The sequence below is a fragment of the Streptomyces tauricus genome, assembly GCF_014650955.1.
In the GTDB taxonomy this organism is placed as follows: Bacteria; Actinomycetota; Actinomycetes; order Streptomycetales; family Streptomycetaceae; genus Streptomyces; species Streptomyces tauricus.
Window position 1 is genome coordinate 1 of record NZ_BMVY01000043.1, and the last position, 16872, is coordinate 16872.

At 70.0% G+C, this 16872-nt stretch carries 10 protein-coding genes and 1 pseudogene; 5 read left to right on the plus strand and 6 right to left on the minus strand.

What is annotated here, in order from left to right:
• Positions 1-521: pseudogene (locus tag IE278_RS36945) on the plus strand (NACHT domain-containing protein); the annotation flags it as partial.
• A 170-nt stretch (positions 522-691) separates the two neighbouring features.
• On the opposite strand, the gene IE278_RS36950 reads toward IE278_RS36945, so the two are convergent.
• The 4 genes from IE278_RS36950 to IE278_RS36965 form a co-directional block, all read right to left on the minus strand.
• Positions 692-2317 carry a glycerol-3-phosphate dehydrogenase/oxidase gene (locus IE278_RS36950; protein ID WP_189779297.1) on the minus strand — a complete coding sequence of 542 codons (1626 nt, stop codon included), beginning with the start codon at positions 2315-2317 and terminating at the stop codon, positions 692-694.
• Between the two features lie 6 nt (positions 2318-2323).
• Positions 2324-3871 (minus strand): glycerol kinase GlpK, encoded by a 1548-nt coding sequence (gene glpK, locus IE278_RS36955; protein WP_189779299.1) that lies wholly within the window; start codon positions 3869-3871, stop codon positions 2324-2326.
• Between the two features lie 123 nt (positions 3872-3994).
• Positions 3995-4783 (minus strand): MIP/aquaporin family protein, encoded by a 789-nt coding sequence (locus IE278_RS36960; protein WP_189779301.1) that lies wholly within the window; start codon positions 4781-4783, stop codon positions 3995-3997.
• Between the two features lie 416 nt (positions 4784-5199).
• Complete coding sequence (locus IE278_RS36965) at positions 5200-5967, minus strand: IclR family transcriptional regulator (protein ID WP_189779379.1); 768 nt, start codon at positions 5965-5967, stop codon at positions 5200-5202.
• A 271-nt stretch (positions 5968-6238) separates the two neighbouring features.
• On the opposite strand from IE278_RS36965, the gene metH reads away from it, so the two are divergent.
• The 3 genes from metH (at position 6239) to IE278_RS36980 (ending at position 12834) form a co-directional block, all read left to right on the plus strand.
• Entirely contained in the window at positions 6239-9766 is a 3528-nt protein-coding gene (gene metH, locus IE278_RS36970) for a methionine synthase (RefSeq protein ID WP_189779303.1), read from the plus strand.
• Between the two features lie 321 nt (positions 9767-10087).
• The gene (locus IE278_RS36975; RefSeq protein WP_189779305.1) at positions 10088-10789 is read left to right on the plus strand and encodes an HAD family hydrolase; all 702 of its coding nucleotides are present in this window, start codon (positions 10088-10090) and stop codon (positions 10787-10789) included.
• Between the two features lie 434 nt (positions 10790-11223).
• Positions 11224-12834, plus strand: coding sequence for an ABC transporter substrate-binding protein (locus tag IE278_RS36980; protein WP_189779307.1), 1611 nt, complete (start codon positions 11224-11226; stop codon positions 12832-12834).
• 169 nt (positions 12835-13003) lie between these two features.
• Here the strand turns inward: IE278_RS36980 and IE278_RS36985 are convergent, their stop codons facing one another.
• Both IE278_RS36985 and IE278_RS36990 read right to left on the minus strand, forming a co-directional pair.
• On the minus strand, positions 13004-13675 hold the full coding sequence (locus tag IE278_RS36985; protein ID WP_107019862.1) for a response regulator: 672 nt from the start codon (positions 13673-13675) through the stop codon (positions 13004-13006).
• Positions 13676-13781: 106 nt separating this feature from the next.
• Complete coding sequence (locus tag IE278_RS36990) at positions 13782-14735, minus strand: RecB family exonuclease (RefSeq protein ID WP_373312199.1); 954 nt, start codon at positions 14733-14735, stop codon at positions 13782-13784.
• 540 nt (positions 14736-15275) lie between these two features.
• Here IE278_RS36990 and IE278_RS36995 point away from each other — a divergent pair.
• On the plus strand, positions 15276-16832 hold the full coding sequence (locus tag IE278_RS36995; RefSeq protein WP_189779381.1) for a site-2 protease family protein: 1557 nt from the start codon (positions 15276-15278) through the stop codon (positions 16830-16832).
• The last annotated feature ends 40 nt before the right edge of the window (positions 16833-16872 follow it).

Genomic DNA, 16872 nt, shown 5'->3' on the forward strand with positions numbered 1-16872 from the left:
GCGGCTACACCGTCGTGTCCAACGACCACGAGTACGTCGTGGACGCCCGGGACCGGCGTCTGCCGCTGGCCCACTGGCCGCTGTGCGGCCTGTTCATGGTGCTCGCCGCGGTGCGCATGGCCGCGACCGGCAACTGGGACGACGCGACGGGGTGGGCCGGCGTGCTGTTCTGGCCCGCCTTCGCCGCGTTCCTCAACGTGGTCGCGCTCATGCTGCCGAAGATGCGGCTGACACTGCGGATCGACCACTGGGGGATCGCCGTGTCCCGGGGCCGGCGGTCGGCGACGTACGCCTGGGAGGACGTTCTCGCCGTGCGTGTCCGGCAGGTGTATGTGCGGGGGCGCAATCAGCGGGTGTTCGGGCCGCATGTACGGCTGCGGCCGGGGGCCCCGGAGCCGCCGCGGATGTTCCGCGGGCGGGACGGGTGGTGGCTGGTGATGGCGCTGCACTTCCGGGAGAGCGTGCCGGCGGACCTGGCGGATGCGCTCAGCCGCTTCTCCGGGGGGCGATGGCGGGGTTGAGCGTGCCCCTGAAGACGAAAGACCGCGCAGTTCCCCGCGCCCCTGAAGGGGCGCGGGGAACTGCGCGGCCGACACCGACGCGCCCGCACCCTCTCACCGGCGGTCGCCTGGTGGTGGGGGGGGGGCGGCTACCCCCCGTGGCAGCCGCCGCCCCGAGCCCGGCAAGAGGCCTACTTGTTGTCCAGCAAGTTCTGCACCTTGCCGCGTATCTCGTCGTTCGCGAGCCCGCGGATCGTCAGCGTCGTACGGCGACGCAGCACGTCGTCCGCCGTCTCCGCCCACTCGTTGTCGCGCGCGTACACGACCTGCGCCCAGATCTCGGGCGCGTCCTCGTGCACACGCCCCGCCAGCTCCGGGTTGTCCTCGGCGAGCCGGGCGATGTCGAACGCCAGCGAACCGTAGTGCGTCGCCAGGTGCTTGGCGGTGTCGGCGCCCATCCGCGGACCGGCCGAGGGGGAGTCGACCAGGAGCCGGTGCGCGACCGCGCGCGGATTGGCGACACCGGGCAGCGGCAGCTTCTTCGGCAGCGCGGAGATCGGCTCGAAGTCCTCGCCGAGCGGCCGCCCCGGCAGCGTCTCCAACTGCTTCATGACGGTCCGGCCGATGTGCCGGAAGGTGGTCCACTTGCCGCCCGCGACGGACAGCATGCCGCCCCGGCCCTCGGTGACGACGGTCTCCCGCTTGGCCTTCGACGTGTCGCCGGGCCCGCCGGGCAGGACGCGCAGCCCCGCGAAGGAGTACGTGATCAGGTCGCGGGTCAGCTGCTTGTCGCGGATCGAGAACGCGGCCTCGTCCAGGATCTGGGCGATGTCCTTCTCGGTGACCGAGACGTCCGCCGGGTCGCCCTCGTACTCCTCGTCGGTCGTGCCGAGCAGCAGCATGTCCTCCCACGGGAGGGCGAACGTGATGCGGTACTTGTCGATCGGCGTGGCCAGCGCGGCCTTCCAGGGGGAGGTGCGCTTGAGGACAAGGTGCGCGCCCTTGGAGAGGCGGATGGACGGCGCCGCGTTCTCGTCCTCCATCTTGCGCAGGTGGTCCACCCACGGCCCGGTCGCGTTCAGCACGAGGCGCGCCGACACACCGAACTCGTCGCCGGAGAGCGTGTCCTTCAGCTCGGCGCCGGTCACCCGGCCCCGGGTGAAGCGCAGACCGGTGACCGCCGCGTGGTTGAGCACGGTGGCGCCCGACTCGACGGCCGCGCGGACCGTCATCAGCGCCATCCGCGAGTCGTTCATCTGGTCGTCGCCGTACACGGCCACGGCCTTCAGGTTGTCCGTACGCAGCTCGGGAACGTCCTGCGCGGCCTTCGACGGCGAGAGCAGATGCCCCACGCCGTCACCGAAGGCCGACAGCGCCGAGTACGCGAAGACACCCGCGCCCAGCTTCGCCGCGCCGTGCGGCCCGCCCTTGTACACGGGGAGGTAGAACGTGAGCGGGTTCGCCAGGTGGGGGGCCACCTGACGGGAGACCGCACGGCGCTCGAAGTGGTTCTCCGCCACCAGCTTCACCGCGCCGGTCTGCAGGTAGCGCAGACCGCCGTGGAGCAGCTTGGAGGAGGCGGAGGAGGTCGCGCCGGCGAAGTCGCCGGCGTCGACCAGGGCCACCCGCAGACCCGACTGCGCGGCATGCCAGGCGGTGGAGATGCCCAGGATTCCGCCACCGATCACCAGGAGGTCGTATGTCGACTTGGACAGCTGCTCCCGGGTCTCGGCGCGGCCCACTGCCTTCGCATGGAACGCGGCGGAGCCGTTGGCCGGGTGCGTCCCAAGAGCCGGGACACTCTGCAGGGTGGTCATTGCGAATTACTCCTCGTCAGCATCGTCTTCGAGCCAGCCCATGGTCCGTTCGACGGCCTTGAGCCAGCTCTTGTACTCACGGTCGCGGGTCTCCGCGGCCATGTTCGGGGTCCATTCCGCGGCCCGCCGCCAGTTGGCGCGCAGGTCCTCGGTGTTCGTCCAGAAGCCGACGGCGAGACCGGCGGCGTAGGCGGCGCCGAGGCAGGTGGTCTCGGCGACCATCGGGCGCACCACGGGGGCGTCCAGGACGTCGGCCAGGGTCTGCATCAGCAGGTTGTTGGAGGTCATGCCGCCGTCGACCTTGAGGGCCGTCAGCTCGACGCCGGAGTCCTTCGTCATGGCGTCGCTGATCTCACGGGTCTGCCAGGCGGTGGCCTCCAGGACGGCGCGCGCGATGTGCGCCTTGGTGACGTACCGGGTCAGGCCGGTGATCACACCGCGGGCGTCGGGACGCCAGTACGGGGCGAACAGACCGGAGAAGGCCGGCACGAAGTACGCGCCGCCGTTGTCCTCGACCGACAGCGCGAGCGTCTCGATCTCGGCGGCGGACTTGATGAGGCCCATCTGGTCGCGCATCCACTGGACGAGCGAGCCGGTGACGGCGATGGAGCCCTCAAGGGCGTACACCGGCTTCTGGTCGCCGATCTGGTAGCCGACGGTGGTCAGCAGGCCGCTGTACGAGTTGATCAGCTTGTCACCGGTGTTCATCAGCATGAACGTGCCGGTGCCGTACGTGGACTTGGCCTCGCCCTCGGCGAAACAGGTCTGGCCGAACAGGGCCGCCTGCTGGTCGCCGAGCGCGGAGGCGACCGGGATGCCGCCGAGCAGGTCGCCCAGCTTGCCGCCGGTGACCTCGCCGTAGACCTCGGCGGAGGAGCGGATCTCGGGCAGCATGTTCAGCGGCACGCCGATGGACTCGGCGATCTTCGGGTCCCACTGCATGGTGTGCAGGTTCATCAGCATCGTGCGGGAGGCGTTGGTGACGTCGGTGACGTGCCGGCCGCCGTTCACACCGCCCGTCAGGTTCCAGATGACCCAGCTGTCCATGGTGCCGAAGAGGATGTCCCCGGCCTCGGCGCGCTCGCGCAGGCCCTCGACGTTGTCGAGCAGCCAGCGGGCCTTGGGACCGGCGAAGTACGAGGCGAGCGGCAGGCCGGTCTCGCGGCGGAAGCGGTCCTGGCCGACGTTGCGGCCGAGTTCCTTGCAGAGAGCGTCGGTGCGGGTGTCCTGCCAGACGAGGGCGTTGTGGACGGGCTCACCGGTGTTCTTGTCCCACAGCAGCGTCGTCTCGCGCTGGTTGGTGATGCCGATGGCCTTGATGTCGTCGCGGGTGATGCCGGCCTTCTCGACGGCCGAGGCGACGACCTCCTGGACGTTGGTCCAGATCTCGGTGGCGTTGTGCTCGACCCAGCCCGGCTTCGGGAAGATCTGCTCGTGCTCCTTCTGGTCGACGGAGACGATCCGGCCGTCCCGGTCGAAGACGATGCAGCGGCTGGACGTGGTGCCCTGGTCGATGGCGGCGATGAAGGGGCCGGCGGTGTGCGCGTCGGTCACGGTGTGCTCCTGAAGGTCCGTGGGTTCCGTGGGTAAGAGGCTGGCTTACGGCGTATTGCTTCCGGCTCCGGCCGACGTCCGTCCCGTACCGGACGGACGTCGGCGCCGAGCGGACGTACGGCTCTAAGCAAATGCGACGTTGTAGATGCCGGCGGCGATCGCTCCGCCGATCAGCGGACCCACGACCGGGATCCAGGCGTAGCTCCAGTCCGACCCGCCCTTGTTGGGCAGCGGCAGCAGGGCGTGCACGATGCGCGGGCCGAGGTCACGGGCCGGGTTGATCGCGTACCCCGTCGGGCCACCGAGCGAGAGGCCGATGCTGACGACCACCAGGGCGGTGATCAGCGCGCCCAGCGTGCCGAGACCCTTGCCGCTGTCGTTGAGCCCCTGGGTGAGGACGGCGAGCACCAGCACGGTCGTGCCGATGACCTCCGTCGCGACGTTCTGCCAGGCGACCCGGACCTCCGGGCCGGTGGAGAAGACGCCGAGCACCGGGCCCGCCTTGGCCTCCCGCGCCTCCACGGACTTGACGTCCTGCGCACCGGGGCCGCCCACGATCTCGCGGTCGGTGAGGTGCGCGAGGAACTGTCCGTAGTACGCGATCCACACGAGCGCCGCGCCGATCATGGCGCCGAGGAGCTGGCCCGACCAATAGGTCAGGACGTTGCTCCAGTCGTCGTCCTTGATCGCGATGCCGAGGGTGACGGCCGGGTTCAGATGGGCACCGGAAAGAGGCGCCGAGGTGTACACGGCGGTCAGTACCGCGAAGCCCCACCCGAAGGTGATGGCGAGCCAGCCGGCGTTGCGTGCCTTGGAGGCCTTCAGCGTGACGGCGGCGCACACGCCACCGCCCAGCAGGATGAGTATGGCGGTACCTATGGTCTCGCCGATGAAGATGTCGGAGCTGGACACCCGCGACTCCTTTGTCCTTCGTCCAGGGGAAGGCGAACCCCGGGTCCCTCCGGTGGTTCGCGACCTCAGGTGAGGTCGTTGCCGGCCCTTGGCCTTGTCACACTCTAACGCGTATTGCCGGTAGGTGTTCGACAATGCCGACCGATGGACGGGAGTCTTGCTCTGCCAATACCACCTCGTCAAGGCCTCTGTTATCGAAAGCACGATCGTTATTGATTGCTGTGACCTATCGATCATGAGAACGGCCGCACACCGCGTGCGAGCAGGAACGTTCCGTGGCCGGGAGGGCACGAAGAAGGCCGGTACGTCGATGACGTACCGGCCTTCTTCCCACGATCGGGGGCCCGGACTCGGCCCGGCCCCGGTCAGGGTCCGCTCAGGGCCCGGCGCGGACCAGGCGCGGACCCGGCGCGGCCTCAGAACCGACCGGCGCCCAGGTCCCTGGAGACCGAGCGCGCGCAGTCGCGGACGGCGGCGATCAGCTCGGGACGCAGCTCGCCGTCCTTGTCGCAGACCCGCTCCACCGCCCCCGTGACCCCCACCGCGCCGACGGGCATCCGCCGCTGGTTGTGAATGGGCGCGGCCACCGAGGCCACGCCCGTCCAGGTCTCCTCGACATCGGCCGCGTACCCGCGCGCGCGGGTGAGGTCGAGGACGTGCTCGAACGCCTCGGGCGCGCTGACCGTGCGCGCCGTGAACTCCTCGCGCTCGGCCTCCAGCACCTCGCTGTGCGCCACCGGGTCGTACGCCGACAGGACCTTGCCCAGCGCCGTGGAGTGCAGCGGCTGCATGGCCCCGACCTCCAGCACCTGCCGGCTGTCGTCGGGCCTGAACACGTGGTGCACGATCAGCACGCCCTGCTGGTGCAGCACCCCCAGATAGACGCTCTCGCCGCTGGAGCGGGCCAGGTCGTCGGTCCACACCAGGGCGCGCGCCCGCAGTTCGTGCACATCGAGATAGGTCGTCCCCAGGCGCAGCAGCTCGGCGCCCAGCTGGTAGCGCCCGGAGGGCCCGTCCTGCTCGACGAACCCCTCCTGCTGCAGTGTGCGCAGGATCCCGTGGGCCGTGCCCTTCGCCAGACCCAGCGACGAGGCGATGTCCGACAGGCCGAGCCGTCGCTCCCCGCCCGCGAGCAGCCGCAGCATCGCGGCCGCCCGTTCGAGCGACTGGATGTTCCGTGCCATCGCCGTCGTGCCCTCCGTCCCCTTGGACCGTCGGTCGCCGCTTCGCTGCCACCGTTCGGCAATGTCGAACATTACCGCTCACCGTCGACCTCCCGCTAATGGGTGGTCGTGATGAGTTGCGAACGCATCCCACCCGGCGCCGGGTACGGATCGCACGTCCGTCCCGTGGACGCTCCCGCCCGTCCGGTGCCGCCGCGGGCTACCCTGACGGCGTGCGCCTTCCACAAGAAGCGCAAAGCCGACAGCCGTCGCACTCCAGGGAGCATCTTCCATGGCCTCGTTGCCGAACCCGTCCCTTCCGTCCGAGTCGGCCTACAGCCGGACTCGAACCGACGCCCTCCGCGAGGCGCTCGCCACCCGGGTGGTGGTGGCCGACGGCGCGATGGGCACCATGCTCCAGGCACAGGACCCGACCCTCGACGACTTCCAGAACCTCGAGGGCTGCAACGAGATCCTGAACCTCACCCGCCCCGACATCGTGCGCTCCGTCCACGAGGAATATTTCTCCGTGGGCGTCGACTGCGTCGAGACCAACACCTTCGGCGCCAACCACGCGGCCCTCGCCGAGTACGACATCGCCGAACGCGTCTACGAACTCTCCGAGGCCGGCGCCCGCATCGCCCGCGAGGTCGCCGACGAGTTCACCGCCTCCACCGGACAGCAGCGCTGGGTGCTGGGCTCCATGGGCCCCGGCACCAAGCTGCCGACCCTCGGCCACGCCCCGTACACGCTCCTGCGGGACGCCTATCAGCGCAACGCCGAAGGCATGATCGCCGGCGGCGCCGACGCGCTGCTCGTGGAGACCACCCAGGACCTGCTGCAGACCAAGGCGTCCGTGCTGGGCGCCCGCCGGGCCCTTGACACCCTCGGCGTGGACCTGCCGCTGATCGTCTCCGTGACCGTCGAGACGACCGGCACCATGCTCCTCGGCTCGGAGATCGGCGCCGCGCTCACCGCGCTCGAACCGCTCGGCATCGACATGATCGGCCTGAACTGCGCCACCGGGCCCGCCGAGATGAGCGAGCACCTGCGCTATCTGGCCCGCCACTCCCGCATCCCGCTGTCCTGCATGCCGAACGCCGGCCTCCCGGTCCTGGGCAAGAACGGCGCCCACTACCCGCTGACCGCGCCCGAACTCGCCGACGCGCAGGAAACCTTCGTCACCGAGTACGGCCTCTCCCTGATCGGCGGCTGCTGCGGCACGACCCCCGAACACCTGCGACAGGTCGTCGAGCGCGTACGGGACCTGACACCCGCCCCGCGCAACCCGCGCCCCGAGCCCGGCGCCGCCTCGCTCTACCAGACCGTGCCGTTCCGTCAGGACACCTCGTACATGGCGATCGGGGAGCGCACCAACGCCAACGGCTCGAAGAAGTTCCGCGAGGCCATGCTGGAGGCCCGCTGGGACGACTGTGTGGAGATCGCCCGCGACCAGATCCGCGAGGGCGCGCACATGCTCGACCTCTGTGTCGACTACGTGGGCCGCGACGGCGTCGCCGACATGGAGGAACTGGCCGGCCGCTTCGCCACCGCCTCCACCCTGCCGATCGTCCTCGACTCCACCGAGGTAGACGTCATCCGCGCGGGACTGGAGAAGCTCGGCGGACGCGCGGTCATCAACTCCGTCAACTACGAGGACGGCGACGGCCCCGACTCCCGTTTCGCGAAGGTCACCAAGCTCGCCCAGGAACACGGCGCCGCACTCATCGCCCTCACCATCGACGAGGAGGGCCAGGCGCGCACCCCCGAGCACAAGGTCGCGATCGCCGAGCGGCTCATCGCCGACCTCACCGGCAACTGGGGCATCCACGAGTCGGACATCCTCATCGACACCCTGACCTTCACCATCTGCACCGGCCAGGAGGAGTCCCGGGGCGACGGCGTCGCCACCATCGAGGCGATCCGGCAGCTCAAGCAGCGCCACCCCGACGTCCAGACCACCCTCGGTCTGTCGAACATCTCCTTCGGCCTCAACCCGGCCGCGCGCGTCCTGCTCAACTCGGTCTTCCTCGACGAGTGCGTCAAGGCCGGCCTCGACTCGGCGATCGTGCACGCCTCGAAGATCCTGCCGATCGCCCGCTTCACCGAGGAGGAGGTCACCACCGCCCTCGACCTCATCTACGACCGCCGCCGCGAGGGCTACGACCCGCTGCAGAAGCTGATGGCCCTCTTCGAGGGCGCCACCAGCAAGTCCCGCAAGGCGGGCCGCGCGGAGGAACTCGCCGCACTGCCCCTGAACGAGCGGCTCAAGCGGCGCATCATCGACGGCGAGAAGAACGGCCTCGAACAGGACCTGGACGACGCCCTGACGGAGCGCCCGGCCCTCGACATCGTCAACGAGACACTCCTCGACGGCATGAAGGTCGTCGGTGAACTGTTCGGTTCCGGCCAGATGCAACTGCCGTTCGTGCTCCAGTCCGCCGAGGTCATGAAGACCGCGGTGGCCCACCTGGAGCCGCACATGGAGAAGACCGACGACGAGGGCAAGGGCACCATCGTGCTGGCCACCGTGCGCGGCGACGTCCACGACATCGGCAAGAACCTCGTCGACATCATCCTCTCCAACAACGGCTACACCGTCGTCAACCTCGGCATCAAGCAGCCCGTCTCCGCGATCCTCGACGCCGCCCAGGAACACCGCGCCGACGTCATCGGCATGTCGGGCCTCCTGGTCAAGTCCACGGTGATCATGAAGGAGAACCTGGAGGAGCTCAACCAGCGCAAGATGGCCGCCGACTACCCGGTCATCCTCGGCGGCGCCGCCCTCACCCGGGCGTACGTCGAACAGGACCTCCACGAGATCTACGAGGGCGAGGTCCGCTACGCCCGCGACGCGTTCGAGGGCCTGCGCCTGATGGACGCCCTCATCGCCGTCAAGCGGGGCGTGCCCGGCGCGAGCCTGCCGGAGCTGAAGCAGCGCCGGGTGCGGGCCACCGCCCAGACGGTCGTCGAGGAACGCCCGGAGGAGGGCGCGGCCCGCTCCGACGTGGCCGTCGACAACCCCGTCCCCGAGCCGCCCTTCTGGGGTACCCGCGTCATCAAGGGCATCCAGCTCAAGGAGTACGCGACCTGGCTCGACGAGGGCGCCCTGTTCAAGGGCCAGTGGGGCCTCAAGCAGGCCCGCACGGGCGACGGGCCCACGTACGAGGAGCTGGTGGAGACCGAGGGCAGGCCGCGCCTGCGAGGCCTCCTGGACCAACTCCAGACGGGCAACCTCCTCGAAGCGGCGGTCGTATACGGCTACTTCCCCTGCGTCTCCAAGGACGACGACCTGATCCTCCTGGACGACCAGGGCAACGAACGCACCCGTTTCACCTTCCCGCGCCAGCGCCGCGGCCGCCGGCTGTGCCTGGCCGACTTCTTCCGCCCCGAGGAGTCCGGCGAGACGGACGTCGTCGGCCTCCAGGTCGTCACCGTCGGCTCCCGGATCGGCGAGGAGACGGCGAAGCTCTTCGAGGCGAACTCCTACCGCGACTACCTCGAACTGCACGGCCTGTCCGTCCAGCTGGCCGAGGCCCTCGCCGAGTACTGGCACGCGCGCGTGCGCTCCGAACTCGGCTTCGCGGGCGACGACCCGGCCGAGATGGAGGACATGTTCGCGCTCAAGTACCGCGGCGCCCGCTTCTCCCTCGGCTACGGCGCCTGCCCCGACCTGGAGGACCGCGCGAAGATCACCCGCCTCCTGGAGCCGGAGCGCATCGGCGTCCACCTCTCGGAGGAGTTCCAACTCCACCCGGAACAGTCCACGGACGCGATCATCATCCACCACCCAGAAGCCAAGTACTTCAACGCCCGCTGACCACAGGGGGCGCGGGGAACGGCGCAGTCTCTCTCGCCTTGAGGGGCGCGGGGAACGGCGCAGTCTTTCGCCTCGAGGGGCGCGGGGAACGGCGCAGTCTTTCGCCTCGAGGGGCGCGGGGAACGGCGCAGTCTTTCGCCCTTGGGGGCGCGGGGAACGGCGCAACCAACCACGACGCACCGCCACCCGCCCAGGCACCCCAGCCCCCGCCAGGGACCCGAGAAGCGCCGGCGCGAGCACAGACGTACACTGGTCGGTCCAGCGCAGGCCGGTTCCCCAGGAGGGAACCGGCCTTCTCGTCCCTTAAACGGAGGTGCGCCTATGACCAGTACGGTCCCCCCGCCCGGCACCCGGACGGCCGAAAGCTCCACCCTCCAGGCAGTCCTCCTGGACATGGACGGAACCCTCGTCGACACGGAGGGCTTCTGGTGGGACGCCGAGGTCGAGGTGTTCGCCCAGCTCGGCCACCGGCTGGACGACGCCTGGCGCCACGTCGTGGTCGGCGGCCCCATGACCCGCAGCGCCGGCTTCCTCATCGAGGCCACCGGCGCCAGAATCACCCTCTCCGAGCTGACGGTCCTGCTGAACGACGGGTTCGAGAACCGCATCGCCCGCTCCCTCCCTCTGATGCCCGGCGCCGCGCGACTCCTCGCGGAGCTGGCCGCGCACGGCGTCCCCACCGCGCTGGTCTCCGCCTCGCACCGCCGCATCATCGACCGCGTCCTGCTCTCGCTCGGCGCGCAGAACTTCACCCTGACCGTCGCGGGCGACGAGGTGGAGCGCACCAAGCCCTTCCCCGACCCGTATCTGATCGCGGCCGCCGGGCTCGGCGCGGATCCGACGAGGTGCGCGGTCATCGAGGACACCGCGACGGGCGTGGCCGCCGCCGAGGCCGCGGGCTGCCATGTGGTGGCCGTACCCTCCGTGGCCCCGATCGCACCGGCTGCCGGAAGGACCGTCGTACGGTCCCTCGAACAGGTCGACCTGCCTTTTCTTCGAGGGCTGATGACGGAAAAGCGCTAATCGTTCACCCACGGTGCACGAGTGAATGCGGAAAAACTGCGTGGTCACAGCAACGGAATAATTCGATCACCTACCGCGCGCCTCGGATGGCCGAATTCCGGTACTCCTACACACAGTTGAAGGTGTGACGTTCGCCACTGTGGAGGGGGTCGACAGCGGGCCCAAGGTGTGTCTGACGGGCCTGTGCGGTGGTCGCAGGCGTGCCCTTGTGTCCTTATTTGTGGAACGCTGTACGAATCCTTCCGCTGTCGGTTTTTCGGTGCGTCCACAGCCGGTCTCGCAGCGTGATGGGAACTCAACTCCGGTACCTGCGAACCGTCCTGCCGGTCCCGACTAATCTCATCGCGAGAACATCGACGTAACCCCCGTGAACCCGACCGCAACACCCCGGCATGCCGGGCCCGCGGGATCGACAGCTCTGGAGAACTTCGAGCATGAACCGTAAGCCTTTGGTGCTGCCGGCCGCGATCGGTCTGCTCGCCTCTGTCCTCGCCGCATGCGGCGGTTCCGACAGTGGGGGCGACGGCGGCGACGCGATCGTCGTCGGTACCACCGACCGGTTCTCTGCCTCGAAGGAGACACCGGCCCCGTTCGACCCGGCCTACGCGTACGACGTCGGCGCCTGGAACGTGCTGCGCCAGACGGTCCAGACCCTCATGGCCATGCCCAACGGCGGCGGTGACCCGACTCCGGAGGCCGCCGAGGAGTGCGGATTCACCGACTCCGGCAACGAGCGGTACGCCTGCACGCTGCGCAAGGACCTCAAGTTCTCCAACGGTGACCCGGTCACCGCCGAGGACGTGAAGTTCTCCATCGACCGCGCGCTGCAGATCAAGGCCGACACGGGTGTCTTCGCCCTGCTGTCGACCGTCGACGCCGTCGAGACCAAGGGCGACCGCGAGGTGATCTTCCACCTCAACAGCGCCGACGCGACCTTCCCGTTCAAGCTGTCCACGCCGGTCGCGGGCATCGTCAACCCCAAGGAATACGCCAAGAACAAGCTGCGGGACGGCTTCGAGGTCAGCGGCTCCGGCCCGTACAGCCTCAAGGCCGAGACCAAGGGCGACGACGTCACCAAGGTCGTCTTCACCAAGAACCCCTACTACCAGGGGATCTCGGACATCAAGAACGACAAGGTCGAGCTGGAGTCCTTCGAGGACACGGACTCCATGGGCGCCGCGCTCGACAAGGGCGACATCGACATGATGACCCGCACCATGTCGCCCGAGCAGATCAAGAAGCTGCAGAACGCCGAGGACAGCAAGATCGATGTGATCGAGCAGCCCGGCCTGGAGATCCGCTACATCGGCTTCGACGTCGAGAAGCCCTCCCTGAAGGACAAGGCGGTCCGCCAGGCGATCGCCCACATCGTCAACCGCGGCGAACTGACCTCCAAGGTCTACGGCACCGGTGCCGACCCGCTGTACTCGATGGTCCCGGCCACCGTCACCGGCCACGCCAACTCGTTCTTCAACGAGTACGGCGAGCCGGACGTCACCAAGGCCAAGAACCTCCTCACCGCCGCGAACATCACGACGCCGGTGAAGTTCACGATGAACTACACGACGGACCACTACGGCTCCGCCACGAAGGTCGAGTTCGAGACACTGCAGAAGCAGCTCAACGACACCGGCCTCTTCGACGTCGACATCAAGGGCGAGAAGTGGGAGACCTACCGCCCCAAGCAGCGTGAGGGCAAGTTCGCCGTCTACGGCATGGGCTGGTTCCCCGACTTCCCGGACGCGGAGACCTTCCTCACGCCGTTCCTCGACAAGGACAACACCATCGCGTCGCCGTACGTGAACAAGCGCATCCGCGAGACCCTGATCCCGGAGTCCCGCCGCGAGGCCGACCGCCTCAGCGCCTCGAAGAGCATCGAGGAGATCCAGAAGATCGTCGCCGACGACGTCCCGCTGCTGCCCCTGTGGCAGGGCAAGCAGTACGTCGCCGTACGGGACGACATCACCGGCGCCGAGTACGCGCTCAACTCGTCGGCCACGCTGCAGCTGTGGGAGCTGGGCCGCGGAGTGGGCAGCGACGACTGACGCACACATGAGAATGGCCGCCCCCTTCCGGAAGGGGGCGGCCATTCTTGTCGTATCGCCTCTTTGCTGTACCGCTGTACCGCTGTACCGCTGTACCGCTGTACCGCTGTACCGCTTGCTGTGCCGCGGTAGCGTTCCCGGCCGTCACCTCACGTCGGCGGGCGCACGGTCACTGCGCGCCGGGACGCACCAGACCGCTCTCGTACGCGTACACCGCGGCCTGCACCCGGTCCCGCAGCCCCAGCTTGGTCAGGACATGGCCCACATGCGTCTTGACCGTGGTCTCGCTGACGAACAGATCGGCGGCGATCTCCGCGTTCGACAGCCCGCGGGCCACCAGCTTCAGGACCTCGACCTCACGCTCGGTCAGCGTGTGCAAGGTGTCCGGCACCGGCTCGTCGCCCGAGGGCAGATGACCCGCGTACTTGTCGAGCAGCCGGCGGGTGATGCTCGGTGCCAGCATGGCCTCGCCCGCCGCCACCACCCGGATCGCCTGCACCAACTCGTTGGCCGGGGCGTCCTTCAGAAGGAAACCGCTGGCGCCGGCACGCAGGGCCTCCACCACGTACTCGTCGAGATCGAAGGTCGTCAGCACCAGCACCTTCGCCGGACCGTCCCGGCCGGGGCCGGTGATCTGCCGGGTCGCCTCGACCCCGTCCATCCTCGGCATACGGATGTCCATCAGAACCACATCGGGCTGCAGGGCACGTACTTGGTCGATCGCCTGGAGACCGTCACCGGCCTCGCCGACGACCGCGATGTCCTGCTCCGCCTCCAGAATCATCCGGAAGCCGGTGCGCAGCAGCGGCTGGTCGTCGACCAGTAGGACGCGGATGGCCACGTAAGTCTCCTTCGCTAGTCCGGCCCCATTCTGCCCTGCGGAGGTCACCCGCTCCGCCCGCGGGGCACGTCGGCGGCCCTGCGGCGACTCTCCGGCGGCCCTCCGCTCAGGCGTCGCCGGACCCGGGCGCCCGCACCGGCAGGGGGTACGGCGGGGGAGTACCGCCGAATTCCGGACAGACCGCCCGGTGATCGCACCAACCGCAGAGCTTGGTGGGCCGCGGACGCCAGTCACCCGTCTCCGTGGCGAGCCGGATCGCCTCCCACAACGAGTGCAACTTGCGCTCCACCCGCTCCAGATCGGCCGGCACCGGGTCGTACGTGAGCACGTCGCCGCTGCCCAGATAGACGAGTTGGAGACGGCGCGGCACGACCTGTTTCAGCCGCCACACGACGAGGGCGTAGAACTTCATCTGGAACAGGGCGCCCTCCGCGTACTCCGGACGCGGGGCCTTGCCCGTCTTGTAGTCGACGATGCGCACCTCACCCGAGGGCGCCACGTCCACCCGGTCGATGATGCCCCGCAGCTTCAGGCCGGAGTCGAGCTGCGCCTCCACGAACAGCTCGCGCTCCGCCGGCTCCAGCCGGGTCGGGTCCTCCAGCGTGAACCAGCGCTCGACCAGCCGCTCCGCCTCACCGAGCCAGCGCGTCAGCTTCTCGCCCGCGGTCTGCTCGTCGGAGTCCGCGAACAACTCGGCCAGTTCGGGCTTCGCCTCCCGCAGCCGGTCCCACTGACCGGGGATCAGCGACTTGGCGCGCGGGGCGGTGCGCTCGGTGGCCGGGGAGTCGAAGAGCCGCTCCAGGACCGCGTGCACCAGCGTCCCGCGGGTCGCCGCCTCGCTCGGCTTCTCCGGCAGCTTGTCGATCACCCGGAACCGGTACAGCAACGGACACTGCATGAAGTCCCCGGCCCGAGAGGGCGACAAGGAGGTCGGAGCGACGGGCTCCCTGACCCGCCCCGGCGCTCCGCCCTCGGCGGCCCCCACGACCGCCTCACCCGAGGGCCCGGCCGGCCGCGCCGATCCGGCCCTGGCGACGACGGGCATCGCCGCCGGATCCATAGGCCCGTCCACGGTCTGATCCACGGGCCGGGCCGCCGCGCTCGCGACCTGTCCGGGCGCGGTGCCGGCGGACGGCGCCTGCTCGTCCGGGGCCGACGCGTCGCCGTCCTCGCCCCCGGCGCCACCGGTCACCGGGGCCGGAACCCCCGCGGGCCCGATCGCGGCCCCCGACGATTCGGCCGGGGACCCGGTTGCGGACCCGGCCTCCGGGTCGGCGGGCCGAGGCACCACGGTTCCGGCCGTTCCGGCAGGGGACGCCGCGGGCGGCGCGGCCACGGCGTCGGACGGCTGGACCACGTCGTCCGCCGGTACGGCCTCAGAGCCGGACCGGGCGACGCCGTCGGTGCTGGTTTCCATGACGTCAGACCTTACGGCTCGCCACTGACACCGCGACACACGGTGACCTGCGCGCCGTACGGCCGCCCGGGAAACGGAGGGGGTGCCGGGGCCGAACACGCCGCGACGGCCGCATACCATCGACCACAAGACCTCTCGCGGGGCATGATCGCGAGCGGGATACGCGTCGAACGAGGGGACATCGTGGACGAGAGCGGCGGGAGCGGGCAGCCGCGATCCGGTACTGACGAGGCGGACGAGCGCCGCACGGGTCAGCCGCGACCCGGTGACCCGGCGACCACGACGGCCCGGCCGCCCTCCGACCAGCAGCCGCACGATGCCGGCCCCCAGGCGGAACCAGGCGGAGCGACGGGCCCGGCCCGTCCCGGACCGGCCGACGACCAGGCCGGCGAGGAGCGGACGCCCGCCCCGCCCACCGGTACGAGCCACCATCCAGCCCCGGCCCCCGCGGACCCGCCGACCGACAGCCACGCGACCGAACAACCGCCCACCACCCGCAGAACCGAGGCCCACAGGTCCGAGGCCCACACCACCCCGCCCCCCGGCGGCAAGCAGGGCAGGAAGGGCCCCGCTCCGAAGCGGCCCAAGGAACCCGGTGGCGGCCTCCTCATGGGACGCCCCTTCGGCGTACCCGTGTACGTGGCACCCAGCTGGTTCCTCGTCGCCGCCCTCATCACCTGGGTCTTCGGCGGCCAGCTCGACCGCGTCCTGCCCGAGCTGGGCATGGCCCGCTACCTCGTCTCGCTCTTCTTCGCCGTCGCCTTCTACGCCTCCGTACTCGTCCACGAACTGGCGCACACGGTCGCGGCCCTGCGCTTCAAGCTGCCCGTGCGCCGCATCCAGCTGCAGTTCTTCGGCGGCGTCTCCGAGATCGAGAAGGAGACCGAGACACCCGGACGCGAGTTCGTCCTCGCCTTCGTCGGCCCCCTGCTCTCCCTCGTCCTCGGCGGCCTCTTCTACCTCGCCCTCCAGACCGTCGAACCCGGCACCGTCCCCGGTGTCCTGCTGGGCGGCCTGATGATCTCCAACCTGATCGTCGCCGCGTTCAACCTGCTCCCCGGCCTGCCTCTCGACGGCGGCCGCATGCTGCGGGCCGTCGTCTGGAAGATCACCGGCAAACCCATGAGCGGCACCATCGCCGCCGCCTGGGTCGGCCGCGCCCTCGCGATCTCCGTACTCATCGGACTGCCCCTGCTCACCCACTCCGGCGGCCTCGGCACCGACGCCCAGGACATCGGCGGCATGGACACCGTCATGGACGCCCTGCTCGCCGCGATCCTCGCCGCGATCATCTGGACCGGCGCCGGGAACAGCCTCCGCGTGGCCCGCCTGCGCGAACACCTGCCCGAGCTGAGGGCCCGCGCCCTCACCCGGCGCGCGGTCCCCGTCGAGACCCACACCCCGCTCTCCGAAGCACTGCGCCGCGCCAACGAGGCCGGTGCCCGCGCCCTGGTCGTCGTGGACGCCGACGGAGACCCCCTCTCCCTCGTCCGCGAGGCCGCCATCGTGGGCGTACCGGAACACCGCCGCCCCTGGGTCGCCGTCAGCGGACTCGCCCAGGACCTCACCGACGGCATGCGCGTCTCCGCCGAACTGGCCGGCGAGGACCTCCTCGAAGTCCTGCGCGCCACCCCGGCCACCGAGTACCTCGTGGTCGAGGACTCCGGCGAGATCTACGGAGTCCTCTCGGCCGCGGACGTCGAGAAGGCCTTCGTCAAGGCAATGGCCCGCCCGAGCTGACCCCCGCGCCCTGGGCGCCCTTCAGGGGCGCGGGGAACCG

What these genes read in the sequence shown, in the direction of transcription:
- IE278_RS36950 (WP_189779297.1), bottom strand. Translation starts at nt 2,317, where the DNA reads ATGACCACCCTGCAGAGTGTCCCGGCTCTTGGGACGCACCCGGCCAAC.
- IE278_RS36965 (WP_189779379.1), bottom strand. Translation starts at nt 5,967, where the DNA reads ATGGCACGGAACATCCAGTCGCTCGAACGGGCGGCCGCGATGCTGCGG.
- metH (WP_189779303.1), top strand. Translation starts at nt 6,239, where the DNA reads ATGGCCTCGTTGCCGAACCCGTCCCTTCCGTCCGAGTCGGCCTACAGC.
- IE278_RS36975 (WP_189779305.1), top strand. Translation starts at nt 10,088, where the DNA reads ATGACCAGTACGGTCCCCCCGCCCGGCACCCGGACGGCCGAAAGCTCC.
- IE278_RS36980 (WP_189779307.1), top strand. Translation starts at nt 11,224, where the DNA reads ATGAACCGTAAGCCTTTGGTGCTGCCGGCCGCGATCGGTCTGCTCGCC.
- IE278_RS36990 (WP_373312199.1), bottom strand. Translation starts at nt 14,735, where the DNA reads ATGGATCCGGCGGCGATGCCCGTCGTCGCCAGGGCCGGATCGGCGCGG.